Below are 12,335 nucleotides of genomic sequence, written 5' to 3'. Positions count from 1 at the left end.
ATGATATCAACAATTCATCAGGATCAGGCTTTTTTACTTTTTCGTTTATTGAGTGTTTTATGGCTTATCCTTGCCGGACGTTCGGACATTTCGATGGGAAGGCCAAGCAAATCGCGGATTACCACCGATGCACAAGCACCACCAAATGCTGCGGGCAGGTAAGAAACTGTACCATAAGCAGAGCGTTTGAAATTGCTTCCATCAGTCATGATCATAGATTTTTTATCCATTTCTTCTGTGGAGAAAACAGCTTTTATTTTTGCCGCATTGGCAAGTTTATTTAATCTTTTGCGTACATAACTGGCAAAAACACATTGATAAGTATCAGGGAGCATCGTAATCCTTAAGCGTGTGGGATCCATTTTACCGCCAGCACCCATTGAACTTACAATAGGAATATTCTTTTCCAATGCTGTTCCTAACAAAGTGATTTTTGGCATTACACTATCAATACAATCCATAATGTAATCGAAATCGGCCTCTAAAATTTCCCGACATTTCTCTGGTGTGAGGAAAGTATTTACTACGTGGAGTTTTAATTCGGGATTAATAGACAATAAACGCTCTTGCATAATTGCGGCCTTGCTCACACCGTGATTGGTTGCTAAAGCGGGTAATTGCCTGTTCCGGTTGGTTGGGTCCACTACATCACCATCAACAATGGTCATTTCTCCAATTCCTGAGCGGCAAATAAATTCGGCGGCAAAAGAGCCTACACCACCTAAACCGATCACTAAAACATGTTTCGATTGGAGTTTATCTATTCCATCATTCCCAACAAGGAGGGCAGAGCGCGAAAGCCAGCTAACGTCAGACATATCAATTTTTGTATTTAACCACAGATGAAAAGGATGCACACAGATTTAGTTAATGTTATTCGTTTTTATCTTGCTTTAGCTAAGAAGTAAAACTTTACGTGTTTTCTGTGTCTCCGTGGCTAGTTTTTTAAATTCAATTTATTCCAGTCGGTAAAAATACGAGCTTTGAGTTCATCTACAGTACATTTTTTTAAAATGGCTGCTGCCCGGTAAATTTCCTCAATGGAAATATCAGCATCATCTGTTTCCAGGAAAAAATTATTGGTACTTTGAATCAGTTTTGCTGCTCCCGAATTTTCCTTCAAGGCGATCAAACCAAAAGAAAGTAGAAATCCTTTATCCAATAACTGTTCGCCAAGTTCTTCGTTTTTATTAAAACCATGAATAACCATGGGTACTTTAACTTTCAACTGGTCCTTAATAGCAATTAATTCAGCGAAACATTTAACGCAATGTAAAATCAAAGGTTTATTGATCTTTTCTGCCAATTCGATCTGATTTTTCAAGATTATGATCTGATTTTCTAAATTTTCGCCCCTTAACCTATCTAATCCACACTCTCCAATCTGTTTTACGTTTGTTTGATTGGCTACAACGCTTAGATATTTCATCTGCAGTTCGAGTTGATCAATTTTAGCAAACCAGGGATGCAGTCCAACGGAAATTGGCTTGGTTTTAGGCATTGCTAAAAAGATATCGCTGGTTAATGATAAACTTTGAATACTGATTACACCAGGTTGGGTAGCAACTTTGTGAGTATGTATGTCTAAAAAATCCATCGCAGGGCAAAGATAGGTAAAAATGGAAGATGAGGGAGGAGGATGGAAAATAGAAGAAACATGTTGAATTAAGCTTCTCTTGTTAAGAGGGGGCCATTAATATCCAATGTTTCCATTCTGTAAAGAATTTGCGAATAATCCATTGTAACACTATACTTTATTAAATTTGCCTCATTATTATTAAAAAAAAACATGAAAAGATTAGTCATTTTATTTGCGGCTGTATTAATTTCGACCTCAGCTTTTAGCCAGGCAAAAAAAGAAGGCGTTCATATCTATAATCCACAGGCAGATGCCAAAGCAGAAATTGCTACGGCAGTTGCAAAAGCGGCCAAAGAGAATAAACATGTTTTGTTACAGGTTGGTGGTAACTGGTGTAGCTGGTGTATTGCATTCCATAATTTGGTTGACAGCACAGCAACATTAAAAAAATACATTAATGATAATTTTGAAACCGTTCTGGTTAATTACAGCCCCGAAAATAAAAACGAAAGTGTTTTGGCCAGCTTAGGGTATCCTCAACGCTTCGGCTTTCCGGTATTTTTAATCCTTGATGGCAAAGGCAAAGTATTACACATCGAAAATTCTTCTTATTTAGAAACAGATGAAGTTGCTGCCAATGGTAAAAAGAAAGTTGGACATGATGTTAAAAAAATTACCTCGTTTTTAAAGGGATGGACAACCACTGCGGTTAATCCCGAAACTTATAAGCCGAAGGCCAGATAGAAGTTTAAGACGTAAGGTTTATGTTAAACCTAGCATAGCATATTAAAAGCCGTCCAAAAGTAAAAATTGAGACGGCTTTCTTTTTAATCATCCAAATCATCATCCTCATCATCGAGGTTTAACTCATAAGAGGCTCTTGATGCTTCATCGGCTTGTTGCAGCAGATCTTTATCGTGCTCAATGCTGGTGTCGTCGCCATTAATTTCGTTGATATTTTCTACATCATCCTCCCTCCGTAAGGCATCGTTCGGATCGTTCGAATAATTGTCATCTTCTGGATCTATCATAACATTAAGGTTTTATATTAGATAATCGTTTTGAGCATGAAATTGTTTTAAGGAAAGCTAAAAGACTAAAGCTGAAAGACCAAAGATAACATTATAGACCCTGAAATAAATTCAGGGTGACGGCATGAGTGAAGCTAATGAAAGATGCTAATCCGTATAAATCTGCGTTTCTGTGGCTGAAATGCTTATTCTTTATGTCTTCGTGGTCAATAATTACAATCCTTCCCCGAATTTATAAAATGGAGCGATACTAACGGGTAATTTGCCCGTTGGCATCAATCTGTTATTAATTACAGCAGCAGCTGAAATTTGCATATAATCTTCTTTTTGGTAGGCAACAACCAAACCTTTACTGTTTTCTAAGCCCGATAAGCCAGCCAGATTATATGGGTTTGCAAACAAAGCGAAAACCGCATTTTTGGCTGATAATTCTTTAATAAAGTTCTTTACTCCTGCATTTAGCGGTATATTATTTGCAGGTCTTGCGCGGCTATCGTGAATACCAACAATCACCTGATCAAATGCACCGATTTCGCGGGCAATGTTCGAAATCTGCGTAGCGCTTGCATCTTTATCCAATACATAATAAACAGAGTTATAGTAACCTTTTGAAATCTCTTTTTGGAAAGTGGTTACCGAAGGTACACCAATACTGATAATGGCTGTTCTTCTGATTGGAATAAGACGTTTTATATAATCTTTACCTTTTAGCAAAGTTACCGATGCATTGGCCAGCTCTTGTACTAAAGCATTGCTCGCATTTCGGTTAACCCCGGAAACAATGCCCTGGGTTACAATGGTATCGCGTCTGGCCAGGCCAGCCCAGTATTTGGCAGTCAATATTTTGCGCACGCTCTGATCTATTTCGGCCATGCTTACACGATCTTGTCTTACTGCTTTACGCACCAATTTGATGGCCCTATCGCTGTTTTCAGATAGCTCAATAATATCGTTTCCGGCAATGATACCCATCAAATCAGCTTCTCCATCTTTAAAGTATTTTACCACGCCTTTCATGTCCATTGCATCCGAAATAATCAGCCCTTTAAAGCCTAATTTCTGCTTTAAAATGCCCGTAACAATCGGCTTGGAAAGTGTAGAAGGCAAATTTGGAGTATTATCTAAAGAGGGAATATTCATGTGCGCAATCATCACTCCGGTGGCCCCTTGTTTAATCAGTTCTTTGAATGGATACATTTCTAAAGTATCCAAACGTGTGGCGGAAAAAGTAAGCTGAGGCAAATCGTAATGCGAATCTACATCAGTATCGCCATGACCAGGAAAGTGCTTCAATGTGGTTAATAAGCCGCCATCTTGCATGCCTTTCATATAAGCGGCAACCTTACTGGCTACATTGTATTTGTTTTCGCCAAAAGAACGGTAATTGATAACTGGGTTTTTGGGGTTGTTATTAATATCGGCATCAGGAGCTAAATTCATTTGCATGCCCATACGTTTGTAATCTTTAGCTATTTCCAGGCCCATTTTATACAAAAGTTCTTTGTTTTGAATGGCGCCTAAAGTCATTTGGTAAGGATAAGAAACGGTACTATCCAAACGCATGCCCAGGCCCCATTCTCCATCATTTGCTACAATAAGGGGCACGCGGCTTAATTTCTGATAGGCATTGGTGGCTAAAACCTGTCGGCCGGGGCCTCCCTGAAAAAAGATAACCCCACCCAATTGTTCCTTTTTAATTACCTGACCAACTGAATCGGTATATTTTTTACCCAGATTGGTATGCGCCCTAACAAAGAACATCTGTGCAATACGCTCTCTACGATTAAGTTTATTAAAAACCGAATCGACCCATTTAGGTTGATTCGCCAATAATTCTAAATAGGTTTTCTGTTGTGCGCTTGTCGAAAATGCAGCGCCACAAAGGGCAATGAGTATAAATAAGTTTTTTTTCACGTGTTTTGTCGTATCTGCTGCGGCTAAATTAGTAATCAAAAACTGAATTAAACAAAAACCAATCCAAGTAATCGATTTAATACAATGCGTTGTAAGCCTGTTCTTTTTTAGTTGCGTATAGGTTAGAAATATTGAGCTCCTATTTATACATTCCCTTGCCTTCAATGAAATCGATCACTTTATCGGGCAGAAAAAACTGAACATTCTTTTTCTCTTTAATGGCTTTGCGGATAAAAGTTGAGGAAATTTCCATTAAAGGGGTTTTGGTAAAAGTGATGGAAGGATGATTTTCCCATTCGCTCACATTCACTTCAGGGCGTGGATAAACATAAATCTGATAGTTTTTTAAAAGCACCTCGTAGTTTTTCCACTTTTTGAATGAAACCAGATTATCAGCCCCCATAATCAGCACAAATTCCTTTTCAGGATATTTCTCATGAAGATAAGTTAAGGTATCAATAGTGTAAGATGGCTGCGGCAATGCAAATTCGATATCGCTCACACGGATATGTTCTGCATTTTCTGTAGCCAATTTGGCCATTTCCAAACGGTCGTACATGTTGGTTAAAGCACTTTTGTCTTTTAAGGGATTATGTGGCGACACAACTAACCATACTTCATCAAGCTCGGTATGGTTAGCCATATAATTAGCAATAATTAAATGGCCCGTATGGATGGGGTTATATGAACCGAAGAAAAGACCCGTTTTCATGTTTGTGATTTACCAAAGCGCTTTAACCTTATAAAAGCTAAAATTTTGGTCTTTTGTTAAAATCGTTAAGTTTTCAGAGATGCCCTGAGCAATTAAAATCCGATCAAATGGATCGCGATGATGAAAATCTAATTCATTCAGCGTAATAATATGATCGAACGAAATTGGCAATATTTCTATTTGATTTTGATCCAGAAAATCTAAAATTTTTTCGAAATCTGCGCTTAAAGAAAGTTTGTTTAATTTAGATTTAATTGCAATTTCCCAAATACTAGCAATGCTAATAAAACATTGATTATTGAGGTTTTTAATTTCATTAACTACCTTCTTTGGCAAGGATGAATCTCCATTTATAAACCAGATAAATGTATGCGTATCCAACAGAAGCTGCATTACATATAATCTTTAAAGTCTTCTAATGGTTCATCAAAATCAGCAGCCATTTTAAAGAAATCTTTGGCATAGCCAAATTGTCTTTCTTTCAGTTTTTTACTGGCTTTCGACTTTTTCTTTAGGGATGAGACAAAATCAGACACTTGCTTCTTCAGATCTGAAGGCAATGAGGATATTTGGCTATATAATTGAATATCAGTCATCAATCAAATATAAAAATTTCTGCGCTCTTAATAGAATTATTTCTTCAAGAAATCCCCTACCAATTGTTCCGCTTCTGCACAGGCTGTATTAAGATCGAAATTTTTTAAGACCACATCGAATTTGTCGGCATAAAGCAGTTCTTTTTCGGCTTTGATAAAACGTTCCTGCAATTTTTCAGGGCTATCTGTTCCACGGCCGCTTAAACGTTCTTTTAATACTTCCAGCGATGGTGGCTGAACAAAAATCGCCAACGCATCGTCTTCGTATTTTCTTTTTAAACGTAAACCGCCCTCTACATCAATATCGAAAATTACATGTTTGCCTTCGTTCCAGATACGTTCTATTTCTGAACGCAAGGTGCCGTAAAAGGTTCCGTTATAAACCTCTTCGAATTCTACAAATTCCTGGCGGGCAACTTTGTGTAAAAACTCTTCTTTGCTAATAAAATAGTAATCGTTTTCGTGTGTTTCAGCGCCTCTCAATTCGCGGGTAGTTGCAGAAATAGAAAAGCTCAGCTCAGGAAATTTCGTTAACAAATGATGTACTATAGTGGTTTTACCTGCTCCTGATGGTGCCGAAAATATGATTAATTTGCCTTGCATTTTTAAAAATTTTGCGATTGGCGTCTGGCGTTAAGCGCTTATCGCTTGCCGCCTAACGTTACAACACATTCAGTAATTGTTCTTTTATCTTTTCTAATTCTTCTTTCATACCTACAACAAATTGTTGCATCTGGGCATCATTTGCTTTAGCACCCATGGTATTGATTTCTCTTCCTATTTCCTGGGAAATAAAACCCATTTTTTTACCATTTGCTTCTTTGCTTGCTAAAGTTTGCAAGAAATAATCACAATGGCTTTTTAACCGTGTTTTTTCTTCAGTAATATCAATTTTATCGATATAATAAATCAACTCCTGTTCGAAACGGTTCTGATCGATATTTACTTTACCTACAGCATCGTCTAGAAACTGAGTAAATTTATCACGTATTGCGGTAATTCTTTTAGGCTCTAATTCCTCAACAGATTTGAAGTATGAAAGAATGTTTTTAATTCTTAGCTCTAAATCTGCCTTTAAAACAGCTCCTTCATCTTCTCTGAATTTATTGAAATTGGTTAAAGCCGAATTGAAAATCTGGAATAAATGGTTCCACTCATCTTCACTCACACTTTCCTCTTTATAGCTGATCACATCCGGAAAAGTTAAAGCAGTTTGCAGTAAATTGCTGCTGTCGGCACCTAATTCGTCATTAACCGCAATAAGTTGTTTGTAGTAGTGGCTTAATAAAGCAGTATTGATGGTAGCACCCGTAACTTCACCATTGGTACGTTCTACGTTGATGCTTAAACTTACTTTTCCCCTTTCAATGTCTTTACTGCAGATGTTACGCAGAATCAGCTCTTTATCAGAAAAAGCTTTAGGATATTTTAAATTCAGCTCCAGGAATTTACTGTTGAGCGATTTGATTTCGACACTATACTTCGCATTTGCATAATCGGCTGTTGCTAAGCCGTATCCTGTCATGGATTTTATCATGCGCAAAGATAGGGTTTTAAGCCGAAAGGAGAAATAATAATGGGTAAGGAGTCATAGCTATAGACTAGCTGATAAAATACTTTTACATTTAGAAAATCAGCGTTCAGTATTTCTTCGGGGATTGCAGCCCCGCTTTACGCTTTACTTCGTTACACTACGTGCCCGCTGCAATCGGGTTTATGTACAAAGTGGAGTAGTTTTTGGCAGGGGCTGTTGACTACATGATGCAGAACCTTTATTCCTAAACCTGATGGAAGAGTGAACATTCCGATCCTTCATTGGAATAAAACGGACAGCAGGACTGATTCAGCCAAAATACCGGAGTATTCATTTCCTAATAATAAGTGAGGTTACTTTTCCAACATGCTTAATATAGCCTTAAAAGTTTTTGCTTTCAATTCTTCCAAATCCTCAGCCACTAAACCTTTTACCTCGATAGCTTCGCCAAATACCGTTTTAATCAATCCGGGATTTAGCATAAGTGGGGCTGTACGCGGTAAATGTGCCCGGCTGTTCAATATGGCAAAAGGTAAAACGGGTGTCTGTGTTTCTATCGCCAAGCGGAATGCCCCATCATAAAATGGATTTAAAGGTTGATCAGATTTATTCATCGTGCCTTCGGGAAAAATCAAAATCGATTGCCCGTCGGCCAGGTCTTTCCGCAGCTCGGCTACAGAATGGTCGCGGCTTTCTCGGCTACTTCGATCAATCATCACCACCAAACGTTTGTAAATCCAGCCAAATACCGGTATTTTAAGCATTTCTATCTTTCCCAGCGGACTGAAAGCCTGCGGAATACAGATTACAATGGCAACCGCATCTAAAAACGAACTATGGTTACCTACGTAAATATAAGCCCGAGAAGTGTCAATTCTTTCTCCGTTGGCTGAAAACCATAGAAAAGTGATAAGACTAAAGCTCCATGCCCAGAATTTTAAAAAATAGAATGAAATTTTTCTTCCTGTTTTCTCTTTAAAAATACCAGTACTGAAGAGAATAAAGGGGCAAACAATAAGCATGAGTATAAAAAATACAATTGCCGAATAGAGTAAATAAAACCCTCCCAGTAGTTTTCTCATGATTATTAACGTTTATTTAACAGTTTGCAAGGTTAACAAATGTTAATTTTACAAAAATATTGATAGACAGGAAAGTATTTTTAATCCTTTTTTATTACGGGAGATAAATGCTTTCCCTTTCAAGATGTAACAATTAAGGCAGAAAACAAACAAGAAAACCAATCTGCTGTTAAATAGAAACCTAATCAGCGCTATCAGATAATTTAACTTGCCATTTTAACGCAATGAAGCATTTGAAAATTATTCTTTTACTGATCATTTTAATACAGGGCTTAAAAATAAATGCCCAGGATTTTGTACTTAAAGGTGTAGTGATTGAAAAAGGTTCAAATGTACGGGTTGCTTTGGCTGGCATTACCAATATACGTAGTAAAATGGGCGCAACCAGCAACGATATTGGCATGTTTCAGTTAAAAGCCAGAATTGGCGATACGCTGCTCATTCAAAAAAGAAACCTGAATGAGCAAAAAGTGGTGGTTAAAACAGATGACGACCTACTTGTTTATTTGGTTAGAGGGAGTACAATGTTAGCGGAGGTTACGGTTAAAGGACAAACCAAAAAGCAGGAAATGGAAAGTATAAAAAGAGATCTGAAAAGAAATGGTTCGTTTTATGCTGGCAAACCGCCGTTAATTCTGTTAAACCCATTTGGAGGAAGTCCGATAACTTTTTTTTATGAGCTTTTTGGGAAAACACCAGCAAGAGCACGTAATTTTAGCCGTTATTATAAAAAGGAGCTAAGTTTGATCGAGGTAGATAAATTTTTTAATAAGAGTTTAGTCTCGAACAATACTACATTAACAGGGAAAGATCTTGATAAATTTCTGCTCGATTATTACCCGACACGCAGCATGACCATTAATTGGAGCAATTACGATGCTGTTAAATACATCAAAGAATCGGCTAAAAAATACACTGATACTTTGAAGCACACAAATTAACACGCCATGAGAAACTTTAAATTTGTCTTTATACTCTTCGTTTTTACCTCAATCAGCTTTTTTGCAAAGGCACAGGATTTTATAGTGAAAGGGGTGGTAATTGAGAAAGGCTCAAATATCAGGATTGCATTATCAGAGATTACTAACCTACGTACTGGAATTGGTGTGGGGAGTAATGATATTGGTATGTTTCAGTTAAAAGCCAGAATTGGCGATACACTACTGGTAATTAAAAGGGATCTGATTGATCAGCGTGTTGTGGTAAACAGCGAAAAGGATCTCGTAATTTACCTAGTTAGGGGAAGTACTACACTTGCCGATGTAACCATTAGAGGAAATACAAAAAAAGAGGATTTAGACGAAATTAAGCGCGAATTTAAAAACAAGGGGGTATACAATGGTGGTAAGACGACATTCTTATCGGCCATATTTAGTCCCTTAAATGCACTATATAACCTCATCGGCACAGATCCTAAAAATGCGCGGAGATTTGGTCGGTATGCCGACAATGAAATTAAACAATCGCAGATTGATGTATATTTTAATCAGAGCATTATTAAAAACAATACCGAATTGAGAGGTGATACCTTGGAGAAATACATGCTGAACTGCCGTCCTGAATTTGATAAAGCACAGTACTGGAACAGTTACGATTATATTAAATACATTAAAGAGTCTTCAAAGAAATTTACAGATACGTTGGGGAAGGGGAAGTAGCTTTTAGTCGGGAGTCCGTAGTCCGACATCCGAAGCGCTAACTCATTCGGGCAGTTAATTGATTAAACAGTTTATACAATTAAGCAGTAGCGCTCCTGTCCAATGAACCAAAAAAACTATTGAACCAGTGTACTTTTTATATACTCAACGCTTCGCACGCTTTTTCAGCTGCTAATTTTTCGGCGTTTTTCTTATTGTAATCCCTACCGGTTCCATATTTTTCGCCCTCAACAATCGCACTGATGGTAAATAACTTGGCACTTTCGCCTTCACTATTCTCTGCCAGTTCGAACATTACGTCTTTGCCATGGCGTTGGCACCACTCGATCAATTTACTTTTAAAATTGGTTTCTGTAAGTTCCAGGGTATGAATATCGATATGCGGTTTTACAATTCTACGCAACAAAAACTCTTTGGTAAAATTGTATCCTTTATCCATATAAATGGCACCGACAATGGCTTCAAAAGCATCGCCCAGCATCGAATTGTGTTTGGTTTGTATGCTAACCGAACGCTGATCGAACTGAATAAGCTTATCAAAACCAATTTTTTTTGCCAACTGGTTTAAATTAGCCCGGTTTACAATCTTCGAGCGCATTTCGGTTAAAAAACCTTCTTCTTTGTAGGGATAATGTTTAAAAAGTAGCTCTGCTATTACCGAACCCAGAACAGCATCGCCTAAAAATTCTAAGCGTTCGTTGCTGCTCCTGCTTCCATTTTTTAGCACTTTTGCTACAGATCGATGTCTGAACGCCATTTTATAGAGCGTAACATTGCCTGGAACAAAGCCTAAGATGTTTTTCAGCTTTTTAACAAACTCCTTTTCGGGAGAGAGATAAAGTTTATATAATTTTAATATCGGCATTAAATAAATAACACAATTAACGGCTAATTAGCATATTTAACTAAGTTATCTATTTTTAATTAGCATACAAAATTATATAGCAGGCTGTCTTAAATTAATCCTCGTATTTTTTAAAAATAACAGAAGCATTATGGCCACCAAAACCGAATGTATTACTTAAAGCGGCTCTAACAGTACGTTTTTGCGCCTTGTTAAAAGTAAAATTCAATTTAGGGTCAAATGCAGGATCATCAGTAAAGTGATTGATTGTTGGAGGAACAATATCATTTTTAACAGAAAGAATTGCTGCAATAGCCTCAATAGCTCCGGCAGCACCCAAAAGGTGGCCAGTCATCGATTTGGTTGAGCTGATGTTTAATCGATAAGCATCTTCACCAAATAATGTACCAATGGCTTTGGTTTCGCTAATATCACCCAGTGGTGTAGAAGTACCGTGTACATTGATATAATCTATATCAGCAGTTGTTAAACCAGCATCTTTAAGTGCGTTGGTCATTACCATTCTAGCGCCCAAACCTTCTGGATGCGGTGCCGTGATGTGATTGGCATCGGCACTCATTCCACCGCCCACAAGCTCTGCATAAATTTTTGCACCTCTTGCTTTTGCATGTTCGAGTTCTTCTAAAATAATTGTCCCTGCACCTTCTCCAGCTACGAAGCCATCGCGATCCTTATCAAAAGGACGTGATGCTGTTGCCGGATCTTCGTTACGTGTTGATAATGCATGCATGGCATTAAAACCACCCATACCTGCCTCATTGATGATGGCTTCTGAACCGCCACTAATAATTACATCAGCCATACCCAAACGGATATAGTTAAATGCATCAATCATGGCGTTTGTTGAAGAAGCACATGCCGAAACAGTTGCAAAATTTGGCCCACGCAGGCCGTATCTGATAGAGATATGCCCTGGAGCGATATCCACGATCATTTTAGGGATAAAAAATGGATTGTATCTTGGTGTACCATCTCCTTTAGCGAAATTAGAAATTTCATCCAGGAAAGTTTTCAATCCACCTATGCCCGCACCCCAGATTACTCCGATCCGGTTGGTATCTAATTTTTCAAAATCAAAACCACCATCCTTAACAGCCTCATCTGTTGCTACAAGAGCATATTGTACAAACGGATCTAGCTTGCGGGCTTCTTTTTTCTCCAAAAAGTCTTCAGGATTAAAATTTTTAACCTCGCATGCGAATTTGGTCTTGAACTTTTCAGTGTCAAAACCCTTAATAGGAGCAGCGCCACTCACCCCGTTAGTCAATCCTTCCCAAAAATCAGGAACATTATTGCCTATAGGAGTGAGCGCACCCAACCCTGTTACTACTACTCTTTTTAATTCCATTTATACTGAAAAAGCG

General features: G+C 37.9%; 15 protein-coding genes. 3 read left to right on the top strand and 12 right to left on the bottom strand.

Translation table 11 applies throughout. The annotated features are described in order from the left end of the window. Positions 1-23 precede the first annotated feature (23 nt). Both FHT21_RS24485 and FHT21_RS24480 read right to left on the bottom strand, forming a co-directional pair. Positions 24-818, bottom strand: a complete 795-nt coding sequence (locus tag FHT21_RS24485; protein ID WP_167297307.1) for a tRNA threonylcarbamoyladenosine dehydratase — start codon at positions 816-818, stop codon at positions 24-26. 119 nt (positions 819-937) lie between these two features. After that, on the bottom strand, positions 938-1,597 hold the full coding sequence (locus tag FHT21_RS24480; protein WP_147224512.1) for a TatD family hydrolase: 660 nt from the start codon (positions 1,595-1,597) through the stop codon (positions 938-940). 192 nt (positions 1,598-1,789) lie between these two features. On the opposite strand from FHT21_RS24480, the gene FHT21_RS24475 reads away from it, so the two are divergent. Continuing rightward, positions 1,790-2,323, top strand: coding sequence for a thioredoxin family protein (locus FHT21_RS24475; RefSeq protein WP_167297306.1), 534 nt, complete (start codon positions 1,790-1,792; stop codon positions 2,321-2,323). A gap of 83 nt (positions 2,324-2,406) precedes the next feature. On the opposite strand, the gene FHT21_RS24470 is transcribed toward FHT21_RS24475, so the two are convergent. The 8 genes from FHT21_RS24470 to FHT21_RS24435 form a co-directional block, all read right to left on the bottom strand. Beyond that, on the bottom strand, positions 2,407-2,610 hold the full coding sequence (locus FHT21_RS24470; RefSeq protein ID WP_167297305.1) for a hypothetical protein: 204 nt from the start codon (positions 2,608-2,610) through the stop codon (positions 2,407-2,409). A 213-nt stretch (positions 2,611-2,823) separates the two neighbouring features. Beyond that, positions 2,824-4,524, bottom strand: a complete 1,701-nt coding sequence (locus tag FHT21_RS24465) for a glycoside hydrolase family 3 protein (protein ID WP_167297304.1) — start codon at positions 4,522-4,524, stop codon at positions 2,824-2,826. A 139-nt stretch (positions 4,525-4,663) separates the two neighbouring features. Then, positions 4,664-5,236: a nicotinate (nicotinamide) nucleotide adenylyltransferase gene (gene nadD / locus FHT21_RS24460; RefSeq protein ID WP_167297303.1), complete on the bottom strand. Its 573-nt coding sequence runs from the start codon at positions 5,234-5,236 to the stop codon at positions 4,664-4,666. A gap of 9 nt (positions 5,237-5,245) precedes the next feature. Then, positions 5,246-5,629, bottom strand: a complete 384-nt coding sequence (locus FHT21_RS24455; RefSeq protein WP_167297302.1) for a type II toxin-antitoxin system VapC family toxin — start codon at positions 5,627-5,629, stop codon at positions 5,246-5,248. Beyond that, positions 5,629-5,832, bottom strand: a complete 204-nt coding sequence (locus FHT21_RS24450) for a DUF2281 domain-containing protein (protein ID WP_167297301.1) — start codon at positions 5,830-5,832, stop codon at positions 5,629-5,631. The genes FHT21_RS24455 and FHT21_RS24450 overlap by 1 nt, the downstream gene beginning before the upstream one ends. Before the next feature lie 36 nt (positions 5,833-5,868). Next, positions 5,869-6,435: a guanylate kinase gene (gmk, locus tag FHT21_RS24445; protein WP_167297300.1), complete on the bottom strand. Its 567-nt coding sequence runs from the start codon at positions 6,433-6,435 to the stop codon at positions 5,869-5,871. A gap of 58 nt (positions 6,436-6,493) precedes the next feature. Then, positions 6,494-7,357 carry a YicC/YloC family endoribonuclease gene (locus FHT21_RS24440; RefSeq protein ID WP_167297390.1) on the bottom strand — a complete coding sequence of 288 codons (864 nt, stop codon included), beginning with the start codon at positions 7,355-7,357 and terminating at the stop codon, positions 6,494-6,496. Positions 7,358-7,719: 362 nt separating this feature from the next. After that, positions 7,720-8,448: a lysophospholipid acyltransferase family protein gene (locus FHT21_RS24435; protein ID WP_167297299.1), complete on the bottom strand. Its 729-nt coding sequence runs from the start codon at positions 8,446-8,448 to the stop codon at positions 7,720-7,722. A gap of 224 nt (positions 8,449-8,672) precedes the next feature. Here FHT21_RS24435 and FHT21_RS24430 point away from each other — a divergent pair, with 224 nt between their 5' ends. Then, a complete protein-coding gene (locus FHT21_RS24430; RefSeq protein WP_167297298.1) occupies positions 8,673-9,389 on the top strand; it encodes a hypothetical protein in 717 nt (238 codons plus the stop codon). Between the two features lie 6 nt (positions 9,390-9,395). Beyond that, positions 9,396-10,106, top strand: coding sequence for a hypothetical protein (locus FHT21_RS24425; RefSeq protein ID WP_167297297.1), 711 nt, complete (start codon positions 9,396-9,398; stop codon positions 10,104-10,106). A gap of 136 nt (positions 10,107-10,242) precedes the next feature. On the opposite strand, the gene rnc is transcribed toward FHT21_RS24425, so the two are convergent. Next, entirely contained in the window at positions 10,243-10,971 is a 729-nt protein-coding gene (gene rnc / locus FHT21_RS24420) for a ribonuclease III (RefSeq protein ID WP_086548051.1), read from the bottom strand. A gap of 94 nt (positions 10,972-11,065) precedes the next feature. Then, positions 11,066-12,319 carry a beta-ketoacyl-ACP synthase II gene (fabF, locus tag FHT21_RS24415; protein WP_167297296.1) on the bottom strand — a complete coding sequence of 418 codons (1,254 nt, stop codon included), beginning with the start codon at positions 12,317-12,319 and terminating at the stop codon, positions 11,066-11,068. Positions 12,320-12,335: the final 16 nt, after the last annotated feature.

It is taken from the genome of Pedobacter sp. SG908 (genome assembly GCF_011759615.1).
GTDB lineage: Bacteria > Bacteroidota > Bacteroidia > Sphingobacteriales > Sphingobacteriaceae > Pedobacter > Pedobacter riviphilus.
The sequence above is the reverse complement of the archived record's forward strand: the minus strand, read 5'-3'. Positions and strand labels throughout refer to the sequence as shown.